Origin of the sequence: Paenibacillus terrigena DSM 21567 (genome assembly GCF_000374845.1) — a bacterium.
Lineage (GTDB): Bacteria > Bacillota > Bacilli > Paenibacillales > Paenibacillaceae > Paenibacillus_K > Paenibacillus_K terrigena.
In genome coordinates this window covers 420,836-447,315 of record NZ_KB895416.1, presented here as the reverse complement: position 1 = coordinate 447,315, position 26,480 = coordinate 420,836, and the positions used below count along the sequence as shown (strand labels likewise).

17 protein-coding genes are annotated in these 26,480 nt (G+C 43.5%); 4 read left to right on the top strand and 13 right to left on the bottom strand.

What is annotated here, in order from left to right:
- Positions 1-10: 10 nt before the first annotated feature.
- The 11 genes from C558_RS0116065 to C558_RS0116020 form a co-directional block, all read right to left on the bottom strand.
- Positions 11-886 carry a MurR/RpiR family transcriptional regulator gene (locus tag C558_RS0116065; RefSeq protein ID WP_018757317.1) on the bottom strand — a complete coding sequence of 292 codons (876 nt, stop codon included), beginning with the start codon at positions 884-886 and terminating at the stop codon, positions 11-13.
- Positions 887-1,046: 160 nt separating this feature from the next.
- Positions 1,047-1,208: an ATP-binding cassette domain-containing protein gene (locus C558_RS35110; RefSeq protein ID WP_342662337.1), complete on the bottom strand. Its 162-nt coding sequence runs from the start codon at positions 1,206-1,208 to the stop codon at positions 1,047-1,049.
- Between the two features lie 68 nt (positions 1,209-1,276).
- Positions 1,277-5,569: an S-layer homology domain-containing protein gene (locus tag C558_RS34710; RefSeq protein ID WP_018757316.1), complete on the bottom strand. Its 4,293-nt coding sequence runs from the start codon at positions 5,567-5,569 to the stop codon at positions 1,277-1,279.
- 54 nt (positions 5,570-5,623) lie between these two features.
- Positions 5,624-6,682 carry an Ig-like domain-containing protein gene (locus tag C558_RS32605; protein WP_018757315.1) on the bottom strand — a complete coding sequence of 353 codons (1,059 nt, stop codon included), beginning with the start codon at positions 6,680-6,682 and terminating at the stop codon, positions 5,624-5,626.
- A 218-nt stretch (positions 6,683-6,900) separates the two neighbouring features.
- Complete coding sequence (locus tag C558_RS0116050) at positions 6,901-7,200, bottom strand: hypothetical protein (protein ID WP_018757314.1); 300 nt, start codon at positions 7,198-7,200, stop codon at positions 6,901-6,903.
- 172 nt (positions 7,201-7,372) lie between these two features.
- A complete protein-coding gene (locus tag C558_RS0116045; protein WP_245583815.1) occupies positions 7,373-8,326 on the bottom strand; it encodes a HupE/UreJ family protein in 954 nt (317 codons plus the stop codon).
- A 323-nt stretch (positions 8,327-8,649) separates the two neighbouring features.
- The gene (locus C558_RS34290) at positions 8,650-12,537 is read right to left on the bottom strand and encodes a LamG-like jellyroll fold domain-containing protein (protein ID WP_018757312.1); all 3,888 of its coding nucleotides are present in this window, start codon (positions 12,535-12,537) and stop codon (positions 8,650-8,652) included.
- Positions 12,538-13,005: 468 nt separating this feature from the next.
- Positions 13,006-13,800: an HAD family hydrolase gene (locus tag C558_RS0116035; protein ID WP_018757311.1), complete on the bottom strand. Its 795-nt coding sequence runs from the start codon at positions 13,798-13,800 to the stop codon at positions 13,006-13,008.
- 33 nt (positions 13,801-13,833) lie between these two features.
- Positions 13,834-15,534, bottom strand: coding sequence for a putative 2-aminoethylphosphonate ABC transporter permease subunit (locus tag C558_RS0116030; protein WP_018757310.1), 1,701 nt, complete (start codon positions 15,532-15,534; stop codon positions 13,834-13,836).
- Between the two features lie 13 nt (positions 15,535-15,547).
- A complete protein-coding gene (locus C558_RS0116025) occupies positions 15,548-16,588 on the bottom strand; it encodes an ABC transporter ATP-binding protein (RefSeq protein ID WP_018757309.1) in 1,041 nt (346 codons plus the stop codon).
- A gap of 89 nt (positions 16,589-16,677) precedes the next feature.
- A complete protein-coding gene (locus C558_RS0116020; protein WP_018757308.1) occupies positions 16,678-17,772 on the bottom strand; it encodes a putative 2-aminoethylphosphonate ABC transporter substrate-binding protein in 1,095 nt (364 codons plus the stop codon).
- 303 nt (positions 17,773-18,075) lie between these two features.
- On the opposite strand from C558_RS0116020, the gene C558_RS0116015 reads away from it, so the two are divergent.
- Positions 18,076-18,618, top strand: coding sequence for a GbsR/MarR family transcriptional regulator (locus tag C558_RS0116015; RefSeq protein WP_018757307.1), 543 nt, complete (start codon positions 18,076-18,078; stop codon positions 18,616-18,618).
- A 1,173-nt stretch (positions 18,619-19,791) separates the two neighbouring features.
- Here the strand turns inward: C558_RS0116015 and C558_RS0115995 are convergent.
- Positions 19,792-21,342: a response regulator gene (locus C558_RS0115995; protein ID WP_018757303.1), complete on the bottom strand. Its 1,551-nt coding sequence runs from the start codon at positions 21,340-21,342 to the stop codon at positions 19,792-19,794.
- Between the two features lies 1 nt (position 21,343).
- Complete coding sequence (locus C558_RS0115990; protein ID WP_018757302.1) at positions 21,344-23,164, bottom strand: sensor histidine kinase; 1,821 nt, start codon at positions 23,162-23,164, stop codon at positions 21,344-21,346.
- A 203-nt stretch (positions 23,165-23,367) separates the two neighbouring features.
- Here C558_RS0115990 and C558_RS0115980 point away from each other — a divergent pair, with 203 nt between their 5' ends.
- The 3 genes from C558_RS0115980 to C558_RS0115970 all read left to right on the top strand — a co-directional run bounded on the left by C558_RS0115980 (position 23,368) and on the right by C558_RS0115970 (position 26,469).
- A complete protein-coding gene (locus C558_RS0115980; RefSeq protein WP_018757300.1) occupies positions 23,368-24,687 on the top strand; it encodes an ABC transporter substrate-binding protein in 1,320 nt (439 codons plus the stop codon).
- Between the two features lie 91 nt (positions 24,688-24,778).
- Entirely contained in the window at positions 24,779-25,651 is an 873-nt protein-coding gene (locus C558_RS0115975; protein ID WP_018757299.1) for a carbohydrate ABC transporter permease, read from the top strand.
- Complete coding sequence (locus C558_RS0115970) at positions 25,648-26,469, top strand: carbohydrate ABC transporter permease (RefSeq protein WP_018757298.1); 822 nt, start codon at positions 25,648-25,650, stop codon at positions 26,467-26,469. Before C558_RS0115975 ends, C558_RS0115970 begins: the two co-directional genes overlap by 4 nt.
- Positions 26,470-26,480 lie beyond the last annotated feature (11 nt).

Sequence of the window (26,480 nt, the reverse complement as noted above, 5' to 3'; positions counted from 1 at the left end):
ACTACACTCCTCAATACAATTTGTCGAGAATGGAATCGGTCGTCTTCCACAATTTTTTGATCTCCAGGGATTGATCGGACATTTTCAACGTCAAACTAATACTTAACAGTTCAATGACGTACAGCATCGATGCCTTACTCTTGAAGCTCTCCACGATATTGCTCAGCCCGCGATTCATACAGACGAGGCTGATGTCCGAGACCTCCGTGATCGGTGCTTTCCCATGCCCCGTGATGCCAATGGTCTTCGCCCCAGACTTGCGTGCCGCCTGCATGGCGGCCACTATATCCTTCGTGCTGCCCTGTTGCGAAATTCCGATCGCCACATCACCCGAATCCAGATGCGCTGCTGCTATCATCTGCAGATGGACATCAACTTGCGCATCGACCATGAGGCCAAGCCCCAGCAATTTGATCTTCAGCAGCTGAGCCATCGGCCCCGACTCCCCAAGACCGAAAATATGTATCTTTCGCGCGCCCAGAATGGCAACTACCGCCGATTCGAACACGGACTCCTCGATATGCATGGCTGCATCCAGGATGCTGTTCGCCGCATTATTCGCGAGCTGTCCGGGAAGGCTCTGCGCTTCTTGCTCCGGCATCGCAGGCTGTCTGCGCTCCAGCTCTTGAGCCAAGCGGATTTTGAGCTCTTGATAACCGCGCAAATCGATCGTCCGACAAAATCTCGTCACCGTGGATTGCGCTACCTCCAGACCTTCGGCCACTTGGGTCACCGTGTTATAAATAATCGTCTCGGGCGAATTGAGAATCAAATCGGCAATCCGCTTCTCCGTGACGCTGAAGCTATCATAAGCATTCTGAATCATTGCAAATAATGTGAGTCCTTCTCCTGTTCGATCCTGAACAGGCGGCAATGTGTCGCTCACTGCTGATCTTCCTCCTTCGGGCTTATGTTGAAATCAGTATAGCACCCGCCTAAAAACTTGGCAAGAATATTTTTTTCTTAAAATTAAATAGAATAAATATTTTATTCACGATCTATTTTTTAGTCTTTTTCAATATTTGTTTTAAAATTCTGCGCCGATTTTATAACCAACATCGACCGCCACGAAAGCTAAATAAGCTGTCTCCAGTAAAGTACCGGAGACAGCTTAAGGAAGGCTTCGTCGTCAGCGCTCTTGATATCGCAACCCGCTGCTGTTGTCCGCCAGATAAATGGTTAATATTTATTACCAGGAAAATTTGCAAAAAAGAGATGGTGTCGAAAGAACACCATCTCTTTTTTTGTTAAATCTTACTTCCTCCGCAGAAGAGGATTAGTTCAAGCTGTTTAAGATTGTTTTAATTTGAGGATTAAGGTTCAATGCATTCAGGATGATCGTCAGAGCCTCTGCACGTGTGGAGTTTCCTTTCGGATCAAATACCCCATCGCCCTTGCCGTTGATGATGCCAGCTTTTGCCGCATCTTTAATTAGATTTACGGCATAAGAGCTTGCGCTTGACATATCCGTGAAGTTGCCTTTGGAATCATCTTTGTCAACATTACTCAGATTGACAATACGGGACAGAATGATAACCATTTCTTCGCGGCTGATCGTTTTGTTCGGTTTGAAGGTCCCGTCTCCATATCCGTTAATAACGCCTGCGCTTGCAAGGTTATTAATCGCGTCTTTAGCCCAATGACTGTTAATGTCTTTCAGTTCAACCACATCTTTAGCGCTGCTGCCATGGATATCGAATACGCGAGCGATGATCGCTGCAAACTCAGCGCGTGTAATTGGACTGTTCGGACGGAATGTGCCATCCTCAAACCCTGTGATCATTTGCAGTTTCGCGAACGCAGTAAGGATCTTTTCGGCCCAGTGTCCTTTCAAGTCAGCCAAGTTAAGCTCTTCATTCGTTTTCTTGGCTTCCTCTACTTTGGCCTTGATCGCTTCCATGAATTGATCAACATTAACAATCTTGTCGTTGAATACATGATCTTTCGGCTTTGGTTCAGGCTTTGGATCTGGCTTTGGATCTGGCTTTGGATCTGGCTTTGGATCTGGCTTTTCGCTCTTAGTGCTTTCAGTTACCTGTGTACTCCATTCACTAGCTCCTGCCGCATTTTTAGCTCTCACCTTATAGGTATGGCTTGTGTTTGCTGCAAGACCTGTGTGTGCGAATGGATTTGCAGCATCCGTGTGAATCGCCCCATCCACCATCAAGTCATAGCCTGTTGCATCTGCTGAATTTTTCCATGTTACATTGATTTGTGACGCACCTGCTGCTTTTGCTTTCAAACCTGTAGGTACAGCAGGAATTGTGCCAACTTGACCGCCGTCGGATACAGCTACCTCATAGGAGGCACCACCTACCTGCAGCTCATTTCCCTGTTCGTTTGCAATGACAACATTTTCGATCGATACTGTTGTCTTAGCAGAAGCTTGCGTTGCAGCTTTGGCCGTAAATTTGAATGCAAGCAAATCGCCTTGAGCAGGCACGTTCGCACCCACGCTGGCAGCCATTATCCGAATTTGTCCCGGCGCTGTCTCCTTTTGACCGACGACTTGGAATCCATCCTTCAATGATGTAATCGAATCGAGCTGCAAAATCGTCGGATCATAGTGAAGCGTCAAATCTTGGGCATACACCGACTGGAATACGCTGTGCGTAACGTCGGTCAATCCCATTGTTACATCAAAGGTTTGACCCAGGTCCACCTGCTGTAACCCTGTCAGAGTAGACTGAGGTAACTTAACCTCCTCTTCAAACAGCTTGAACCAGTTGATGTTAAATCCATCTGTATTTGCCTGAAGTCTAATGGTATGCTTTCCGGCCGTTAGGGTAACCTTATCGGACACTGTTGACCAATTACTCCAGTTCCCCGTACTTGGTAATATGGTCGTCTTTTGCGGAACCCCGTCTACTAGAAAACTGAGAGATCCTGGCGTTTTATTAACAGCCACCCTGTATTGCAGGGTATATGTTCCGGTTACTGGAATATTAATGTCCGTGTATTCCATCCAAGAGCCCACACCAATATATCCGACATGCTGTCCACCGCCAATGTCACCTGTGTTTTCTTTCTGTACATTGTTCATGGAAGTGTAGTCAGCTGCCTTCATAAAGACTGCCGGTACACGATCTACCGTTACTTTGATGTTTGTTGTTAATGGTACGTTATTTGGATTTGTCATCCCTGCAGGCAAGGTTACAACTCCATTTACTGTGAAGGTTTGCGCAGTCTTTAGAGATGGATCATAGCTTGATGCGTCTACATCCCATGTCACATTGGCATCAAAGCTGCTTTCATCATCGGCAACCATTTTCACCATTTTCGGCAAACCAAGAGCTTCCGCTGTCTTTGCTGTTCCGTTGTCCACTGCTGTTTTGTCAGCTGGTGCAGTGATACTGCTTAATACAGCACCCTCCGTTGTAATGTCAATGTCTTGCGATGAACGGTTATACATGGAATCCGCAGCAAATACTCGGAGTGTATATGGAGTTTTCGGCGACAAACCTGTAATCGTGTATTCCCTGTGTTCATCGAATGGCTTGTCTAGCGGCAGTGAAAGACTGTTGAACGATTTGTCAACTTCTCCCGTAAGCTTGTTGATCAGCTGAACATTGTATTCCAACACTCGCACATTGTCATTGGCTTGCTTCATTGTGAAAGTAAGTTCGTTGCTTTTTAAGGATTTGATCTTAAGGTCCTCATCAAACTGCGGAGCGATGAGTTCTCTAATATCGCTCTTGCTATACGTAAAGGCATCTTTGCCTTCGCCAACGTAGACTACAGAAGGTATGCCTACAAATTCTTCTGTGCTTAAATTATAATGTTTGATGATAACTTTTGTACCATAAACCTCTATGAAATTCGAGATGCGCGGTGTGGTATGATAGTTGATATATGCACCTTCAATATATCCGCCGGACGGACCGCCATCAATATAACTAGAATAATTCGTCGAACCAGCATCGAAATACGAAGCCGCACCTTGATAGAGAGAACGTTCGTCGGTCGGATCATAATGCGTATGACCTGACAGATAGACGACCTGCGACAAATTATTGTCAGCAATATATTTACCTACATTATTACTTCCCGCGGTGCTCCATGCCGATCCCCAATTGGTTCCGCTTATAGGGAAGTGAGAAGATACAAATATCGGTTTGGTTGGATCGTAATCCGGTTCTTTTGTAATTTGGTCCAGGTAATTTTTGGCTTTTCCAGACGTGTTGCTGTTGTCATAATTGCCGTCAAATACCACCAGGTTATATCCATTGATCTTGACACGATAAGCATCGTTAAAGAAATTGTTATCGTACGATTTCGTAGATTCGTTCCACGCCCCCGCCGAACCGACAGGAATGAATTCTTCGGCGCCGCCCATATCATGGTTGCCTCTTACCAAATAAAGCGCGATATTGTTAAATAAGCCTTCATCTTTCACTTTGTTGTAGACGTTTGTCAGCTCTTTCATCCATAGATATTCGATGGCATTGTTACCGCCGGTAACGTCGCCAGGAATCAACATGACGTTGGCTTGCGAGAATATTTTCAGACTTTTTCTGAAATCATCTTCCACGCGCGCGATTGCAGCCGGATTACTACTGATTTCCGTATCGCTGTTCACAATCATATTTAAATCTGCGGGCGTTGCTGTTTTATTACTTTTTTGATAGATGAAGATGGCATTGGTTAGTTCACGTTCGTAATAATTGATCGTTTCCTGTGTAAATAATTTTTCTTTTTGCGTTGTTGCAACCGTAGTTGCAGTCGTAAACACTTTGTTCAAATAATCAAAATCGGTTTGGCTGAAGCCGTTGCCGAGACCGCCTGCTATGATTGCATCTGCTTCTGCTATTGTGTCGTTAAGTGCGGTCAAATCTACTTTATTTACATCGTAACTATTATATTTCGCTTGAACGACATCACTACTTAATACACCTTTCCAAATCATCAGATCGTCGATATCGAATGAATTACCGCCGAGGTTGCCCAATCCGTCGACACCGATTTTTAATGGGTTCGATGTATCTAACGATCCATGCTTCAGCGTAGTTTCAGCCATTTCGTAACCATCAATATAAAGCGATCCGAGCATGTTATCTCTGTCTACAACATAGGTCACGTAACGCCAAGCGGATGCATCAAACGTATTGCGCCCAAAGGAAATGTTCTTTTCTTTTGCGGTCGGAAAGCCTAAATTCATGTTGACCGAATTGGCTGATGTGTAAATCGCCCAGCCTGCGTTAGAACCGTTACTAAAATCCTTGTTGGATAATATGACCTGATTCTTGTTCGTGTCGCCTTTATACCAGAAGGATACGGTAAAACTCTCTTCACCAAAATTCAAGCTGTTCGGCGTACTGACATAATTGCCGTTTCCGCTTTCTAAATGCAGCGCTTTGGTCCCAGGTAATACACCGTCTACAAAACTATAATTCCCATTTGCTATCAAATCTTCTTGGTTCGCATCGTCCTTCAAATTATTGTCGAATTTCATCGATGCAATAAGAGGGTTGGCATTTGGTCTGGCAGTATCGATTGCTGCGTATGCGCTGGTCGATACCATACCGAACATCATCGTTAGTACGAGCGTAACGGATAAAATTCTATTCATTACAGAAAAACCTCCATATTTTTAAGTAAAAGCCATCCAGTTGCAAAGTAATTTTTATAGCAGAGTCGCTTTGGCTATGATTTGAAGGTCTATAACATCAACCTTACCGTCATGATTGACATCAGCTTTTTCATTCCAGTCCGCTTGATCTGATTGCTTGCCATATCCTCCCGCAACAATCGCCAAGTCGCCAACAGAGATTTTTCCGTCTCCACTCAGATCTGCGCTGATTTTCTGCTTGTCAAACCGTTGAATAGCCGCTTTCAATGCCGCTTTCGCTTGATTCACCTGCTCCGGCGTCGCATTCGAATCGCTTGCTGTCGCACTCGCTGCATCGATAGCCGACTGCAATTGCGCTTTGGAGCCAGCCACATACTGACCGTCCTCGTTGCCTTCCACTGCTGCATCGTACTTAGACTGGGCGTTTCCGATGATGTTCTGTAACGTCAGATCTGCCTCTACTGTCACATTCGCGAAAGACGTAAAATTTCCATCATAAGTTGTGGCCGTCACTGTCGCCGTTCCAGGACGATTGCCAGTCAGCGAAGCGCTGCCGCCAGTTGCGGTGACAGATACTACAGCAGGGTCGCTGCTTGTCCACGAAACTTGGGTATCGTTCGCATTAGCCGGCGTAACCGTAGCCGTCAATGTTGCGGTCTCACCTTCAGTCATAGTTACGTTCTGTTGATCAAGTGTCACCCCGTCAACAGGGATGTGTTCAACGACTTCGAATGTCTTGCGATCCACGATCTCATACCCGCCATTGAGCAGGAAAAGCGCATCATACTTACCTGGGGCCAACCCATTGCTGAGACTAACTTTCCCGTCTCCAGACTTTATATAATCCCATATGATCGATACACCGGAATTTGGAGGAACGTCTCCGGCTTTGTAGATGCCGACCCAATCCGCCCCGTTTGCGCCAGCCCCTGTGTACGATAGCGTAATGGCTTCGCCCTTGAGGTACTGGAGTTTGTCCATTGTTAACGTCTGGCCTGCAGCTGCTTCAGCAACAGGCATGAAAGATGCTGCGGACAAGTTAACAACCAACATCATGATTGACGCAAAATAACCGATTAGACGCAGCATTTTTCGATTTCGTTTTTTGTACAATTGCCAATCCCCATTTCTATCATTATGTCATCTTTCTTCCGTACAAAAAATATTGTACGATAACACTGTCAACAGACTATTAATCCAACGTGAATATTATGTAAATCCCTTCCTTGCTCGCATCCGTGAATACAAATAAATTTGTATTAAAAAAGAGATGGTGTCGATAGACACAATCTCTTTGTTTGATAAATATTACTTCTCTTTTCATCTCCGTCTCAGATTGTATTGGCCTCTTCATGAACAAGAGCCTTATACGCTTTAAGGAAGGATTGAGGATCTTCAGTAATTGTATACGAATAAACACCTTGCAGCGTGTGCAAGTACAACATACCTCCATCCCCTCCCATGGATCGATAAGAAATATCGAATACCTCCTGAATTGGAAACTCTCGATGCGCTGTAACAACCTTCTCCTGGTATAAATAGATCCATCTGTCCTGCTTGTGAATCGTTTGTTCTAATCCGGAAATGTTCCTCTCCACCTTGTAATAGGACAATGCTGCGATCGAATTCATTATTTCCCTCCTTCACGTAAAAGCGCATAATGCCCGAAAAACGACAAAAAGGAGCCTTGGTGACAGGCTCCTCCGATTAGCTTATACATTACATTATAGAAATATTATATAATCGTTATCCGCATTTCACAAATGAACTGCACTTAAAATCGCTAACTCTCGTATGGCCTAATTACAATCTTTCAATCAACCAATAAAATGCTAGAACGAATATAAGGCAGGATGTTGAAATCATAAATTTACGATACCACGGGAACTTTTGCAGCCAAATCAAGAGGGGCAGTAATAGGCATAAGACCATCAGTTGGCCCGTTTCTACACCTAAATTGAACATCAGGAGCGTGCCAATCAGATTGTCCTTTGGAAGTCCTGTTTCAGCCAAAGCCCCAGCGAAGCCCATGCCGTGAATCAGGCCGAATATGGCTGTCAATGCCCACCGCCATTTCGCCCTTTGAACAAATATATTTTCCACGGCCACGTAACATATCGTCACCGCAATCAACGCCTCGACCCAAGACGGGATGACATGCATACGGCCCGACGCCACCAAGAATAGTGTAATGCTGTGGGCGATTGTAAACGCAGTAACAATTTTCAAAGCATCCTTAAAGCGGGTTGCAATTAATACTAAGGATAACAAAAATACCAAATGATCATAACCTGTCAAAATGTGTTCGATTCCAAGTATAAAGTATTTCCACAGGACGGATCCAGTCTCAGACGGAGCATTCTCGGCCTCAGGTAAGGTGATCTGAATATCTTTTCTATTGATATCAAGAATATCCTGATAGAAAAAATTCGTTGAATGAACCGAGAGTCCACTCGTATGAACAGGCGCATCTGCAAACACCAGATTGTAATGAATATTAAATTGTTCGATCGCCTCATCGGCGGTTAACTTTAATTGAAACACTACGCCTCTTGTAGAACCCTTTGTTGTCACGTCCATCGAAAGCATTTCCATCGTCAAGGGTTTCGAATCTACTTCGATTTGAAGATCTTTCTGTAAAAACGATTGGATTCCTTCCTTTTCCGATAGCAGTTCCTCGTTCTCCAAATTACCATCCTTGTTGGTATCAAATTGAACAAGCAAGTCTCTTTGATCAAGAAATAGTTCATAGTTCATCTCATTCCCTTTCACGGCGATCGCCGAGTAACCCATGCTTGCGGAATGCGCATATGAAGTAGTGGAAGTCCCCAACAATAATGCGATGATTATGAAGGATAGGAAAGTTCGTAAGTTCATCTGATGGGCCCCTTTTCACACCATTTCTACCATTATTTCATTAGTTCAAGCCTTCCAAAAGTGTTTTTACTTGAGGGTGAAGGTTCAAAGCATTCAGAGGGAGAGGAACAATGGGAGGATACTATTAAATATCCCCCTCATTGTATTTCCAACCCATCCTGAATTTCACTGATGTGATCAAGCAAACAAGGTACGGCGTTGTTTTATTGCAAGATCGCTTTGGCTATGATCGCAAGGTCTACAATATCAATAGTGCCGTCATGATTTACATCCGCTTTCTCATTCCAGCCTGTTTGACCTTTTTGTTTGCCGTAAACCCCTGCAACGATAGCCAAGTCTCCAATAGAAATTCTTCCATCTCCATTGACATCTGCAGTTATTTTCTTGGTATCAAACAATTGAATTGCCGCTTCCAATGCAGCTTTCGCACTATCCACCTGCTGCTGAGTGGCATTCAGATCATTTGCTGTTGCACCCGCCGCAGCAATTGCCGACTGCAATTGAGCTTTGGAGCCAATCGCGTATAGACCGTCTCCATTGCCTTCCACTGCAGCATTGTACTTGGCCTGAGCGCTTGTGATCAACGCATTCAAGAACGACTTATCTACAAGTTTACTTATTTGTATCTCGTGGGAGGCACCACCGACTTTCAGCTCATCACCCTGTCCATTTGCAATTACGACATTATCTAGAGAAATTGTCGTCTTATCGGTAGCTTGAGTTCCCGTTTTGGCCGTAAATTTGAATGCGAGCATATCGCCTTGGGCAGGTACTCCTTGGTTCGCGCCCACGCTGGCAACCGCAATCCGGACTTGTCCAGGTACCGACTCCTTATGATCGATGACTTGAAATCCATCTTTTAGCGATGTAACCGAGTCGAACTTCAAATTCTGCGGATCATAGTGAAGAGTCACATCCATACCATACACTTGCTGGTATACACTTTGCGTAACGCCAGTCAATCCCATCGTTACATCGAATGTTTGGCCAGGTGCCACCTGCTGCAAACCTGTCAATGTAGACTGAGCCATTGTTGTCGCCGGCAGAACACTCACGCTGATGCTTGTTGTCAATCCTACGTTGTTCGGATTTGTCACACCTGCAGGCAAGGTTACCGTTCCATTTACCGTGAAGGTCTGTTCTATCTTTAGTGCTGGATCATAGTTTGCAGCATCTACATTCCATGACACATTGGCATTCTTACTTCCTGAATCGGTAACCAGTTCAACGGAAGAAGGCAAGCCAAGGGCTGCTGCAGTCTTTTCTGTTCCGTTAGCCAATCCTTGGATGGCTGCGGGCTCTGTTATGCTCTTTAACATCACAGGTTGAACGACTTCGAATGTCTTGCGATCCACTATCGTATAACCGTCATTGAGCATAAAGAGTGCATCATAAGTGCCAGGGGCCAGTCCATTGCTTAAGCTAACTCTTCCGTTTCCAGACTTTAAATAACTCCATGTAATAGATACACCGGCACCTGGAGGAACAGCTCCGGTTTTGTAGATGCCGACCCAATCCTTCCCGTTTGACGCTGCCCCATAATAGGATAGGGTAATGGCTTCCCCTTTGTTGTACTGGGATTTGTCTAGGGATAGAGATCTTTCTCCAGCTGCAAGAACAGTTACATCAATGCTTGCTGTCAATGGTATGCTGTTCGGGTTATCAACTCCGGAAGGCAGGGTTACGGTCCCTGGCACCGAGAAGGTCTGCGTCGTCTTGATAGCCGGATCGTAGCTAACACCGCTTAAATCCCAATCCACACTTGTATCCACATTTCCTCCATCGGTTACAAGAGTTACTTTGGTTGGCAATCCAAGAGCTGCCGCTGTCTTGTTCGAACCGTTGCTCGCAGATACCGCTGCAGGCGCAGTGATACTATTTAATTTCGCACCCTCAGTTGTAATGTCAATTTCCTGGTACGAACGGTTATACATGGAATCATCGGCGAATACCCTGAGTAAATATGGCGTTTTCGGCATTAAACCTGTAATCTTGTATTGCCTGTATTCGTCGTATGGCTTGTCCATCGGATACGAAAGGCTGTTGAACGACTTGTCCACTTCCCCAGTGAGCTTGTTGGTAAGCTGAACATTATATTCAAAATTGCGCACATTGTCATTTGCCTGCTTTATTGTAAAAGTAACTTCGCCGCTTTTTAAGGAATCGACCTTAATTCCCTCATCAAACTGCGGAGGTATGAGGTCTTTTGTATCGCTCCTGCTATACGTAAAGGCATCTTTGCCTTCGCCAACGTTTATTACACGAGGTGTGCCTACAAATTCATCTGTAGCTAAATTGTACTGTTTGAGAATAATTTTCGAACCGTATACTTCCAGGAAATTTACGATTTTGGGTGTGGTTTTATAACTGCCATACGCACCTTCTATATATCCGCCGTACGGACCGTCATCTTGATAACTGGAATATGACACCGCACCGGAATCGAGAAACGTAGCCGCACCTTGATAAAGAGAACGTTCGTCGGTCGGATCGTATTGCGTATGACCTGACATATAGAACACCTGCGAAAAATTATTGTCGGCAATAAATTTGCCGAAATTATTACTTGCACCACTGCTCCAAGCCGATCCCCACACGGTTCCGCTAATAGGGTAGTGAGACATTGCAAATATCGGTTTTTTTGGATCATAATCTGGTTCACTTTTAATTTCGTTGAGGAAATTTGTAGCTTTTCCCACTGTGTTATTGTTGTTAATATTTCCGTCAAAACCAATCAAATTATATCCTTTTATCTTTACTCTATAAGCACTGTTGTAAAAATCGTTATCGTACGACTGCTTTGATTCGTTCCACGCGCCCGCCGAACCGATAGGTATTAATGTTTCGGAGCCGTTCATATCATGGTTGCCTTTTACCATATATAACTTCGTATGGTCAAATAAGCCCTCACTTTTAAGTTTATTGACTACGTCCGTCATCAAACCCATCCACACATACTCATTGGCATTGTTACCGCCAGTAATGTCGCCAGGCATCAACATGACGTCGGACTGAGGGAATGTACTCAAGGATTTTCTAATCTCTTTTTCTATGTTCTCTTTTGAACCGGGATGACCATTGATTTCCGGGTCGCTGTGCACAGTTATATTTAAATCGGCAGGAGTTGATGTTTTATTGCTTTTTTGATAAATGAAGATGGCATTGTTTAGTTCACGGACGTAATAATTGATCGTTTCCTGGGTATAAAATTTTACTTTTTGCGTTGTTGCAACCGTATTGGCCATATTATAAACCTTGTTCAAATAATCAAAATCGGTTTGGCTGAAGCCGCTGCCGAGACCGCCTGCTATGATTGTATTTGCTTCTGATATGGCGTCGTTAAGTGCCTTCATATCTACTGAATGTCCCGCGTAACTATCATAATTCGCTTGAACCGCATCAGTGCTTAATACGCCTTTCCAAATCATCAGATCAGCGATATCGAATGCATTGCCGCCGAGGTTGCCCAATCCGTCGGAACCTATATTCAATGGGTTCGATGTATCTAAAGCTCCGTGTCTCAGCGGAGTATCATCCATCTTGTAACCATCAATATATAACGACGCGAGCAATTTATCTCTGTCTACAACAAATGTCACATAACGCCAATCGGAAGCATCAAACGTGTTGCGCCCAAAGGAAATGTTCTTCACTGATGCGGTCGGGAATCCGATATTCATTTTGACCGATCTGGCTGAGGTGTAAACTGCCCAGCCTGCGTTAGAGCCGTTACTAAAATCTTTGTTCGATAAGATGACCTGATTATCTTTCGTGTCGCCCTTATACCAGAAGGATACGGTAAAGCTCTGTTCACCAAATTTCAAGCTTTGCGGCGTGCTGACATAATTGCCGTTTCCACTTTCTAAATGCAGAGCTTTGGTTCCTGGTAATATACCGTCTACAAAACTATAATTCCCTTTTGCGATCAAATCTTGTTGATTTACATCGTCCTTCAAATTATTGTCGAATTTGATTGATGCAATAAGGGGGTTGGCACTTGCGCTGCCTGTATCATTTGCTGCGTTTGCAGGGGTTGATACCATACCGAATATCATCGTTAATACGAGGGTAAAGGATAAAATTCTTTTCACTACAGAAAACCTCCATACTTTATGTTTTTTAAGAGTCCATTCAAATCTCGTAAAATTAAGTAAAAAGCAAAACGGAACGTAGCGAATAGGTGTGCAGCAATCAAAGCCGAACTATGCGATAAATAAAAGCCATTTCAATCCGTAAGCACCACCTCCCACAAATTCTCTCTTCCCTATGGAAAAAACTTGCATATCGAAAGTGAATGATTCGTTTATGACTTACGTTCAAGATATTTTTTATTATTAAAATTTTCACATGATATAATCTCTCATTTCATGTCTGTTCAAAAATTACTGTACATTAAACTCGCGATTAATAGGTTAATTGCATGTAAAATCTAGATTTTTATATTGTAAACATGAGGCTGCAATCCCCCATATCAAAAAAAGGATGAGATCGACGAAGTGGTCATCGAGCTCATCCATGCAAACTATCCGAATAATAACTGTATCCATCCCATACCGCCCTCACCCTTCATCTGTGGATTCCTCCAAGTGAAGTTCAGCGTATGAAGAGACTAGTACATTCGCATCATTGAGCCAGTATTCGCTAGATTGTGACGCATTATTCATCATTAATCCAATAGTGACTGCAGCTCCTGCGGATTTCCCCATCTGCATATCGCTGTTGGTATCCCCAATCAAGGCCACCTGATTCGGTGCTAAGCCAAGCTCTAGGCAAGCCTTATTTAACATGTCTGGAAAAGGCTTTCCCTGTTTCACCAAATCGTTCCCGATAATAACTTTAAAAAACTGGCGAATGCCCATCCACTCCAAATGTTTTTCCGCTTCCGCTGTCTCATCAGCCGTTACAATGCCCATTGGCACGCCTTGATCATGGCATTGCTTCAGAAAGTCTATAACTCCCGGCAACGGATAAGCCGGTCGAACCTGTTCCAATTCTTCATCAGCCAGACGCTTACTTTCCCTTGCAAACCGCATGGATTCACTCCAAGGGAGTCCTAGCCGGTAGCCTTGCCATACTAATATAGCGAGCATATCGCCAATCGATCCCATGGCCAATGGACCGTTTCTATTATAATCAGTGACATGCCCTGCGGCATTATGAACCGTTCCCCACAAATCCGAGATAGGATCGATGACCCCATCCGTTGCAAGAGCCAAGACTTTACTTGAATAATTCCGGTATAACGACTCGCTCCAACATCCCCAAAGACTGATAAAGTCGAGAAGCGTGCCATCCTTATCAAATAAAACCCCCTTCACAGAATAGCTTCTCTTGTTAATCATCAATTTCGGCATACCAATCGCTCCTGAGGTCTCATATAATAAAAACTAACTATCTTTCTTAACCAAAAGTGCTTCCGTTCGCCGGCGCATTTTGCCTGACAGCAACATAACAACAGATCGCATAATCAGATTAGCCAGTATGATTAGCAATGACATCGCAGCCGCCTGGGCTATATCGCCTGAGTCCTCCATGTTTACAATCGCTACAGCTGCCGGTTTCAAGTCTGGCGCATACAAGAAGATGACCGCCGACACCGTAACCATGCTGTTGATAAAATAATACATAAAAATCTCCAAGATACATGGCAATGACATGGGTAACGTTACTCTGACAAGTGTCCTATACCAAGGTACATTCATCGTTTCTGATGCAGCCTCGAACTCGCTATCCAGCTTTTTAAGTGCCGAGGTTACCGTTAAGAACGAAACCGAATAATAATGCACAATATTACATATGATCATGATCCATATGGTCCCGTATAGTCCATGCAAGGGTTGGTTCGGATTATTAAAGAAGAATACATAGACGAGACCAAGCACCAATCCCGGCAACGCAAGCGGCAGCATGGACAGCAAATATGCCGCATTTCGCAATAATGCATGACCATTAGATTTCTCAATGAGATAAGCAAACATAAATGTCACTATACTGCCAATCACTGCAGCGCCAACCGAAATGAGCAAACTGTTCACAAACGGTCCCGCCCCGTCAAGAAAACCTTCGTAGTGGGAAAGAGAAAGTTGTAAGTTATATGGCCATACTTTCACGATTGATCCATAGATAGCCACAAGAATAATGCTTAGAATGACAGCAGATACCATCGAACAAAGAATGAATAACAGGACGTCACGCGTCTTGTTCGCTTCAATCCGATACGGCAATGATTTTGCGCTAAGCCACCCGCTCTGTTTCCGCTGTGAAATTCGGTCTATGGCAAATGAAATCACGGCCGGGATTAACAACAGCACACCGACAGCGGCCCCCATTTGCATATTCTGTTGACCAATCACTTGCTTGAACAAATCGGTTGCAAGAACGTTGTATTGTCCTCCTACAACCTTGGGCGCCCCAAAGTCAGTAAATGTCAGGACAAAACAAACAACAACCGTGCTAATGAGCGCAAATTTGGTACCTGGTACAGTTACTGTCCAAAACGTACGCCATTTTGACGCACCAAGCGTCTCCGCCGCTTCATATAGCCGATAATCCGAACTTGCAAAAGCAACTGACAGGATAAGAAATGCTTGTGGAAACGTATATAAAATTTCGGACAGTACAATTCCGAACTGCCCATAAAGCTGAATTCGAAATTCAGGCAGCAGACCGAAGAACCCTGTAGAAACGAGTCCTTGATTGCCGAATAAATAGATTAACGCAAGTCCGTGCAGCATCGAAGGAGCAAAAAGCGGAAGCAGCGCTACGGATCTAAAAAACCATTTTCCCCGAATTCCGCTTCTCTCAAGCGCATAGGCAAACCAGAATGCAAGTGGTACAGCGACTAAGGTCGTAATCAATGAAACCTTAATGGAATTCCATAATGAAGTTACAAGTGTCGGTGTGGAGAAATATTTAGCAAAATTGGCGAATCCAATAAAGTTCCCTTCTTTATTGCTTACGGCTTTGATCAAGAGCTCACCAAGCGGCAACAGGATCGTAAACATTAAGATGAGCATCATTATTAATATGAATCCGTTTTGACTCCATCCGTTAGCATTCGGTCGTATTCGTTTTAACCACGTTTCCATGCCATGAACCTCCTCACCCAACCGCAATACTGGTATTGGATACCGTATCAAACCGGATAATGTGTTCAGGCAGCAAGCTAAACGTTACCTTTTGATTGGGTTTGATATGAAAAGTCGCCATATCTTGCGTTGGCAGATCAACGGTAAGGAATTGCTGACGCGGAGCATCCTGATGATCTAATAACTCTAGAACCAAACGGTAATGAGTCCCTCGATATTCGATTTCCCGTACGATTCCCTGCCTACCTTTCTCTTGGCCTTCCCGAACCAATTGAACATGCTCTGGACGTATAGCCATGATAGGGTTTCCTTGTTGTCCGCCATCCGGTTCTATAAAGCTGACTGCTCCAATAAAATCGGCAACAAAGGGACTATTCGGACGTTCATACACTTCATTTGGGGCGCCGACTTGAATGATTCGCGATTGGTTCATCACGACAATGCGATCAGCCATCGTTAAAGCTTCCTCTTGATCATGCGTGACCATAATTGTCGTCATACCAAATTGTTGATGCAGACGGCAGATTTCACGCCGCAACTTGACGCGCACCTTAGCGTCAAGAGCGGATAATGGCTCATCGAGCAACAAACAGTCCGGTGAAAACGCGAGCGCCCGTGCAAGTGCTACCCGCTGCTGTTGGCCTCCCGATAATTGAGCGGGCACTTTGTCGCGCTGATCGTTCAATTCCACTAATCCTAATAGCTCGTCCACACGATCTATGATTTGGGACTTGGTTAGGCGATTGCGAAGCCCGTACGCAATATTCTCGGAAACCGATAGATTTGGAAATAGAGCATACGATTGAAACATCATGCCGAAGTTTCGTTTTCCGGCAGGTACAGAAGTGATATCTTTCCCGCCAATGGTCAATTGACCCCTATCCGTTTTTTCCAGACCCGCAAGGATGCGCAGCAGCGTTGTTTTACCACATCCGCTCGGCCCCAACAGACAGATGAATTCATGTTGATAAATATCTAAATTTATTTCCTGCAGCGCTGTTTGCTTCCCAAAATGCTTTGACAGGTTGCGCAGCGATAAATATCCCAGCTTCATAACAAATGCCCCTTTTTACCTAATTTACCCAAATAATTCTCCGAAAAACGGGAAGGATGCCCAATATCGGCACCCCTTCGTTCTACAATCTATTTTTTCGGTTCTGACTTGGAAGCGTATTTTGTAGTCCATTCTTCCAGCACAGATTCACGGTCTCTAGCAGCTTGGTACAAATCCAACTTACTTAATTGAGATACCGGATCTTTACTGTAGCCGTCAGGAATTGTAGTGCCTTCTTGTTTAATACTCAAGATCGCGTAGTTTTTATTGTATTCCTTCATCGGCTCAGCGCTTATCGCCCAATCCAGGAACAACTTCGCTTCCGGCTTCATTTCTTTCTTTTTCACGAGTGCGTTGGCTTCCATATCCCAGCCCGATCCTTCTGTAGGGAAGATGACTTCAATCGGTGAACCTTTTTTCTGCTCCTGAATACCGCTGTATCCATAAGAAATACCGATCGGAACTTCACCTGAAGCTGCCATTTTCGCCGGTTTGGATCCGGAATGGGTATATACCATCATGTTTTCATGCAGCTTGTCCATGAAAGACCATGCTTTATCCTTGCCGTACAGTTGGATAAGTGCATTAACGGTCAAATATCCCGTGCCTGAGGATGCCGGATCCGGCATAGCGATTAATCCTTTGTATTCCGGCTTAACTAGATCCTCGTAAGATTGGGGAATGGCTAGGTGACGCTTCTCCATCTCCACCTTGTTGACAATGATGGCTGTCTCCCAGATGTCAATTCCGACCCATTTTGGAACACTCGATTTATCTTTAAACTCCGGGAGCACCTGATCGACACCTTTAGGCGCATAAGGCTCCAACATATCTTGATCATCCATAACGAGTAAGCTTGTTGCTGCCAATCCCCAGATGACATCGGCTTGAGGATTATCTTTCTCTGCAATTAACTTGGCTGTCATGATCCCTGTTGAATCACGAACAATGTTCACCTTGATATCCGGATATTGAGACTTGAAAGAGGTCAGATAGGTTTTAATTTGTTCTTCTTCTATTGCGGAATATACGGTAATTTCTCCTGATTCGCTTGCTGCAGCAGTTCCTTCCGAACTCGGTTGGCTACTGTTTTGCGTTGTGCTTTCTGGCTTCGCTGTGCCGCAACCTGCCAATAAACCAGTAATGAGTAACATCGACGTAAGTGATTTCCATCTCGTCTTCATAGTTAATCCCCTTTTCACGATTTAGTCGTTAATTGATGTTTGCAGAAATTAGGATAATCCCATTTAAAATTCAATATTAATTGAATTTATACTAACAAAACCTCCAAACACTTGAAATTATTGATCCGTACAAATTTTATTGTACACAAGAATTTCCTAGTTTGTGTCAAACGATTGTTAACTCAGCGTTAAGATTACGTAAATGAAAAATTCAGTTTCCCTTCCTCACGAAACCGCTGATATAATAAAAGCGAAATCTATTGAATCTGCCATTTATGCAGAAATAAGGAAGTGAAAAGTCTATTGTCTCAAGACAGGGAAAACTACATATCGGAACAAAGATTGCATATCAGACAAAAAGTAATTGACGCTATTGCGGAAACGATGGATTTGTACGGTGCCACTCCTTCATCCGGTCAATTGTACGGAATTATGTTCTTTGAAAATAGACCGATGACTCTTGATGAGATGAAAGTACGAATGAATATGAGTAAAAGCAACATGAGCTATGCGGTTAGATCTTTGGTAGAATCTCAAATGGTCAAAAAGTTAGAAGAAAAACAGGATCGAAAAGAACTGTATCTCGCGGAAGTTGATTTTTTCCTTGCGTTTCAAAACTTCTTCACGATCAAGCTCCAGCGTGAAATCAATGTCATGACAGAAGCCATTAGCAAATCTCTTCTTGAATTAACAGAAATGGTTATTGATGAACATATTACAGACCAGGAGCGTAATCTTGCTCTGCAAGATTTATATAAACTCCGGCATGGACAAACCTATTACGAATGGCTCCAGAAGTTTGTCGATGCCCTGAAACGAGGAGAATATTTCAAAGATTTTTCTTGAGTCTGTAAAATAAATGAGGGTGACCAGCTAATCAGATTTCAACCCCCACCTTTATATCAAATGTGGTCAGCGGGTAGCTCCAACCTGATCGGGCCTGATGAACTATTGGAGTGACTATGATGAGGCGGGGTTGCTTATTACAGGAGAAATGTTTCATCTGTTCGAGGATGGTTCTGTTACGCAAAGGCGGATCTGTCATGATGTGATGATCCCTACTCTTCAAATGGTTCAAGCTGTTTCCTTTTATAATATCTATATCTACGAGCAACGACTTCTGAGAAATTATGCACGGAAACCTCCTAGTTGCAATAGTTATTTATGAAATCATGGAAAAGAGGCCGTCTCTCCGTAGTTAAAACTACTTTTGAGACGACCTCTTCTTCTAACAGCTGCTGATCCCTCAACTTCGGGCTCAATTCCATCGCTTGACTTCTATTGCATTGTATATGTTTCTTTCTTGTTAAATACCAAAACAAGTTGATTATTTCTTCTTACGTAAATAGCACAAAAATAAATCACCAAAAATTATTAAACCATATATAACTATGAATGTATAAAAAAGATTTGATGATATGAATAGAATTCTCTCTGTTGTAAATTTATAAACAAGAGAAAAAGCAATTAATATAAATGTAGTTAAATATAGTATAAGCTGCAATAATACTGCTGATAACAAGACTTGAGAACTCTTATTTCTAAAAAATAAAAATATGTTAAACCATCTAGAAACAAAAACAGAAAAGACACCATCATTTTGCGTAGATTGAAAAAAACCAGTAACCCAAAATGCAATAAATAGTATTACCACAGAATCCATGATGATATTCCCCGTTTCACCCCCAAAAACCACTAATAAGTGTTTGTAGGTCTAATAAGATTTACTTGAACACTTGGCGCCCAAATCAGCATGTCTCGGAGAGGCAATTGTCATGACAACGCCTCGATGGAGAGCTTCTTCTCGCATCTATAAAATTCATGAAACAGCTTCATGCTGTGACCTTACAGCGCTCGGTTTTATTCGTAAATATTATTTCTATTTTTCAAATGTTGATCAATACTTTCAACCCATTCAGGCAGGACATTTTGAAGATATTTGATGAATTCCTTATCTGGTCTTTTTTCCACTTCTGACCTGCATCATCAGTTTCTAATGAAAACGGAGAAAGACCATTATTATTGATTTTGATATCTAAATTCGGAAGGACTCAGCCCGGTCACGTTCTTGAATACTCTGCTAAAATAATGTTGATCGGCGTACCCAACGATTTCAGCGATTTTACCAACTTCTCGTTCAGGATTCTCCATGATCAATCTCCTCGCTTCATCGATTCTTAGTTTAATGATATATTTTAGCGGTGTAACCAGGTAGTGCTTTTTAAACATCTTGGATAAATACGACGACGTAAAATGATATCTCATCGCTAATTCCTCGAGATTGATATCTTTTGTATAATTTATTTCCAGATAATTGGCGACATGCTTGATAAGCTGATATGCATCATAATCCTCATCCCCGATCAAAATCATCTTCCCTATCAACTCCCATAGTTCGCCGAAGAAAACAGATAGTTCACGACAAACAGCCAGCCTGGAATATAGCGCGGACTCTAATGAAAACAGCTTCTCCTCAGAGAGAACTCCCGTTTGTAAATGAACGGATCTGATCAAATGCATCGTAACCTTCTCCAGGAGCCGTTGAGGGTACTCGGCATTTCCCCATTGCTTGAAAGCTTGGAAGAGCTCGGTCTTAAGTAAATTCATCTGTCCGGACTGGATCAGCGCATTCACTTTATTTTTCAACACCTGATCTGCCATATGAGAGGCGAATGAGTTTTCCGACTTATTAGAGGTGCATAGAATGCTGGATTTGCAGGGTACCAGTTCGCGGTCCAGGAGACCTCGGATCGTCTGAGCTTGCTTCCAAATATCAGTCCAATCTACAAAAAACTCATGATGGCAGACTTGAACGGGTAGACCCCCGGAATATTTAGAGAGAAAAGCCTGAATCTCTGCAGCCATAGCTGGGATTTCTTCTGGATGTCTATCCTCTGCGGATACGAGTATAAATTTCTGATTCGGCACTTTCTCGTCGACGACGACCCAGAGACTATTCTGCCCGTGGAAACGATTCTTGATCGATTCAAAGGATACGTCTCTCCATAGCTCGCGGAAAAATGCATATTGTTCCGGCGGAATGACGGAAGCGTAAAGATTACCTATGCAGACCAGAAAGGTAGCAAACGATTGATTGGATAGTGCAACTGGCTCTAATCCTTCCTGAGCCCCATTGATTGATAACGTGAGCAGCTCTCTGGTCATTTGATAGTTTCGGTTCTGTAGAATAACACTTATATTATTCAAACATTCCTCTAAGGCTGCAAGACTGACGGGTTTAAGCAAATAGTCGCGAACGCCCAGTTTCATCGCGGATTGAGCATATTCGAAATCGCCATATCCACTGATGATCACGAAGTGAACGAAGTGAATTTCTGGACTGTTTTCCTTGATCCGACGTATCAACTCCAGCCCATCCATCTTCGGCATTCTGATATCGGTAAAGACGACATCGGGCTTTAGCTCCATAATAACGGTCAAAGCCTCGACTCCGTTCGAAGCCATCCCGACAATCTCGTAGGAATCCATTCCTTCTATTTTTTGAGCGATGTTTCTTCGGATTCTAGGTTCATCTTCCACGATAACGACCCTGTGCTTAGAATTGTTCATCTTAATCTCTCCCAGGTTCATGTTTGACGATAATAGATACGAGCGCACCGCCGCGAGCATGATTCGAGATGTTCATCGTGAACCGATGACCGAATAACAGCTTCAAGCGAGAGTAGATATTCAGAAGCCCCATCCCGCTTATTCGCAATGTTGGGATTTTGACTAAAGGATCGGTCGTTTCGAACTGTTCCGATAATTGTCGAATTCGGTCCTCGTCAAAGCCTTGACCATTATCATGAATGACCAGCTCCCATCGATCCGCATGAAGGGTTCCCGTAATCGAGACAATCCAAGGTGGATCAACATGAATCCCGTATTTCATGGCATTCTCGACAATAGGCTGAATGATAAGCTTCGGCACTTCAACTTGTTGGAGTGACTCGGGTACATCAATAATGAATTGAATGTTATCCTCATAGCGCAGCTTCATCAGATTTAAATAGTTGCCCGTATGCTCCAGCTCTTCGGACAATAGAACGGGAGCAGCATGATTCGATGAGATGTACCTCAACATTTGCGATAAGCGCTCGCACCATTCAACAATCGATTGTTGACCGTTCTCCTCAGCCAAAATGCTGATGTTGGTAATTGTATTGTAGAGAAAATGCGGATTCATCTGAGCTTGCAATGCGAAATTATGGGCTTCCAGCTCGTGTGCACGCGATGCCACAGTCTCCTCGAGCGATTGCTGTAATCTTAAGCGCATTTCGTTAAATGCCAGATTCAGATGTTCTAGTTCATTCAGATTGCTTGGTTCATCGGATTCGTTCTTAGGAGGAAGCGTATTTAGACTTAGAAGTTTAATAGACTTCTGGACTTTCTTAATCGGAATTGTCAGTGATCTAGAGACCAAATAGGAGATAGCCAAGGTGATGAAGATCGTAATAATTCCTAGCAGTAAAATGATGTTGCGAAACGTATTGACGGGTGCTAGAAGCCGTTCTTTGGATTCCACTGCGATAACGGTCCAATTCGATACATCCGAGTAACTATATGCGATGATATTATTATCTCTGCCATCAGAGTTAATAAGCGAATTGGAAGAACGGTTATGACGGTGCTCATTAACTAATTTCCAATAAGCTTGGGGTTTGGCCTCGCTAGTCTCCCAGCCTAGAGGATAAATCAGGTGCCCTTGTTCGTTCAGCACGTAAATTTCGATATCCTTATTTGTTTGTAAATTCGGATTAACTTGAGCATTCTCAATAATATTCGTAAATACTTGATAATCCTGCTGCACTTCGAGAATGCTGGACACCTTTTCCCCCCATGCAGGCGGGAATGCCCGGCTTAAAGAAATAACGATATCGTCTCCCACTTTCCAAGAATCCGAATGAGGTAGTGAGATGTAACGTTTTCCTTTTAATAGAATTGTATCCTTAACCCAAGGGACAGATGTGATGCTGCTTGGTGACATCAACATGAATCGTGAAACGTCACCAATATTGGCGAATTCGCCGGATAAGTGAAACATGTTGATTTGTTTAAAGGGATTGTCATAGCCTATGATCGGAAAAATAATATTGGTGAACCGGCGCTGCCGTTCAACGGAAGACTTATTGATTTCGAACATCTCGGAGAAGAATAGCTCGTGAAGTGGATCGGAAAACAAGATTTTGGTGGACGCGGAGTTCATATTTCTAATTTGAGAATCGAATTCGGTAGAGATGTGTGCGGATAATTGAAATAACGCTTCGGACTTACTCCTCTGTAATATATCAGAAATATAAAAGTAAAACGAAATGACGATGACGATAATGACACTAATCATTAATAACGAATAATTGTAAAACAACTTTGCTTGAATACTTTTCGGTTTCATAGGGCGAAAATCCTCTCGCAAGATTTACCCACATTATATAGATCGAAATTAAGAGTTACAAACATTTTTTTGAGCTGCGAGTGCGAAAATATCCACATGAAAACGCTTAAAATATCCATGTAACTTATTTCCTACATATCTTATTATATTCTCAAGGTTGGCCACCCAAAAGATAGAGATTATACAAGGAGGCGTCAGTTATTATGAGCAGCTTTAAGAAAAAGTGGGTCAGCAAAATGTTCGTATTGGTCGCATTAATTAGTCTATTGGCAGGTTGCAGTTCTTCCGAGTCGAATTCCAATTCTTCCACAGCCTCTTCAGCTAACGCATCCGACACTGAGGCGAACAAACAGAATGGCGTTACGATTACCGTAGCGACCTCCGCCAACTGGACCAAAGACATTGACAAGGAGCTTGCCAAAGATTTCGAAGCTCAAACGGGCAATAAAATCGAATTCCTTATATCTCCGGATGATCAATACGTTAACGTATTGAAATCGAAGTTCCAAACCGGCGAAGGTCCTGACGTGTACTTGACTCCGAGCGGCGTTGCGATGGAACAATTCTTGCCAGACCAGCATGCGCTTGATTTAAGCAGCGAGTCATGGGTATCCAGATATGCCGATTGGGCCAAAGCCGGAACAACATATAACGGCAAAGTCATTGCGCTTAATACCTGGTCTGTGGACGGTTGGGGAGTGCTGTACAATCCCGCATTGTTCGAGCAAGCCGGAGTATCCGTACCGACGAACTACCAAGATTTCGTCAAAGTGTGCGAGGCGCTGCTTGCCAAAGGAATCACGCCAATATACGAGCCAGGGAAAGCAGAATGGCATCAAGAAGTTTTGTTAAATACAATGGGATCCATGCTGTCGAAGAAAACGCCGGGAATCTATGATCAATTCAATACAAACCAAGCTAAAATGGCCGATCAGAAGGATTTAGAAATAGGATTGACGCAATTGAAAGAACTCGCGGACAAAGGATTCTTCGGCAAGGACTTCTTGTCTCAAACGTGGGAAAATTCGGTCGACGCGATGGGCTCCGGCAAATACGCCATGATGCTGACGTACTCAACGTTCCAGAATGAAGTATTGGCTAAATACCCAGATAGCAAAGCCGATACTTGGAGTATGTTCCCTCTTCCTCTTGCGGACAACAAGACCTGGGCCACCAGCTCCGGCGGTGTCGTTCGCTCCATTAACCAGGAATCTAAAGTCATTGATGCGGCTAAACAATATTTCGACTTCTTGGCAAAGACTGAAAACTTGAAGAAGTACTATGCTGCTCGTCCCGATCTAGGACCGATCTCCTTTACAGACGTCGAAGGTAAAACAAGCAATGCATACACTTCTGTTATTGCAAATGCAGCGGATGGAACGGGGCTAGACTTCGAAGGCGGGGTTAAGTTCTGGAACCAATCTGTCATCGGCAAATTGGTGCAGGATCTGTATCTCGGTGGAAAAACACCGAAACAAGTGCTGGAAGCCATCGATTCGGACCGAGCGAAAATGTTCCAATAATAGAGCTATTAAGCGGGAGCCTGGCAGTCAGACAATTCGTTCATCCATCAGGCTCCTCTTCTTTTCACTCAAGACAATAGGAGATATCTGTATGCAAAATAAAAAAATCTACAGCCGCCTTTTTGTAGTGCCTGCATTCGTTCTGTATACGATTCTTTTCATCCTCCCTGTCCTTGGGGGGTTGTATTACTCGTTTACGAATTGGTCCGCTATGAAACCAACCATTACGTTTATCGGGCTGGATAACTACAAAGAAATCTTCTTTTCATCAGGTTCATATCTGAAAAGCATTTATCATACGCTCTCTTTTACGCTCTATACCGTTGTTTTCAAATTGGGCATCGGCTTGGTTCTAGCGCTCCTTTTAAATGAAGGTTTAAAAACGAAAAAAGTGTTACGAACCGTGTTCTTCTTACCTTACATGCTGTCACCACTCATTATCGGGATCATTTTCATCTCTATTCTAGGTCCGGATGGACCGCTTAATATGGTGCTTAGATTTATTGGGCTGGATCACTTGACTCATAGCTGGCTGACCGAGAAAAACGTCGTACTCGGTTCCACGATGGGCGTTGAAATATGGCGGATGGTCGGATGGAATATGGTCATCATTTTGGCTGGGCTTCAGACGATTTCGAAGTCCTACTATGAAGCAGCCTCCTTGGATGGCGCAGGAAGATGGAAGCAGTTCACGCAGATTACGATTCCGTTCCTTATGCCAACGCTGATGATCGCGATGATTCTGAACATGATCCACGGACTTCGCGTATTCGAAATCATCTATGCTTTGACCAATGGTGGACCTGGAGACTTGACCGAAGTCATCAACACCCAGGTTTACAAGGAATTTTCTATGGGGAGATACGGCATGTCCAATGCGCTGAGCATGGTCGCATTCATCTTTACGCTTATGATCGCTTACCTGATTAAGCTTGTGTCTTCACGCGAGGAGGCTGCATCGTGAGACAAAAACCGCTCTTGCTGATCATGAAAGAGGCAATGACCTGGCTTCTTGCTTTATCTATCTTAGGCCCTTTGAGTTTAATTGTCGTCAATTCACTCAAGACGGCTACGGAAGCGAATACCGTAACCATGAACCTTCCTCTCAAGCTGCAGTGGGTTAATTACATGGAAGCGTTCGAAGGCGGCAGCCTTCTTCATTCCTTTTTCAACAGTTTGCTTATGTCGTCTGTATCCGCAGCAATCAGCATCCTGGTCACCTCGATGGCGGCTTTCGTTCTCGTACGCAATAGAGATCGGTGGAACAAGATGATTTATAACTATTTTTTTCTGGGGCTTGTTGCACCTTTAAATTACGTTACGACGATCAAAGTATTGCAGGCGCTTCATTTGCAAAATACGTTTCCGGGCATTATTCTCGTGTTCGCGACGCTTGGGATTCCGTTCGCCGTATTCCTCTTCTATGGTTTCATTAGCAGCGTCCCGACAGAACTGGACGAGGCCGCGATTATTGACGGATGCGGATTAGGAAGGCTTTTCTTTAACGTTGTGTTTCCGTTGTTAATGCCCGTCACGATTACTGGATTCATTTTAAATTTTCTAGGGGCTTGGAACGATTTTGTTACTCCGCTTTATCTTCTGAACAAGCAGGATAAATTAGGCATGATTAATGCGATATACAACTATTTCGGCGTCCATTTCAACGAATGGAATATGATTTTTACAATTATCGTGCTTACCGTGTTACCCGTGCTGTTTCTATATTTGATCGGTCAAAAATATATCATTTCCGGCATGGTGTCGGGGTCACTCAAGGGATAAGAGGTGAAACG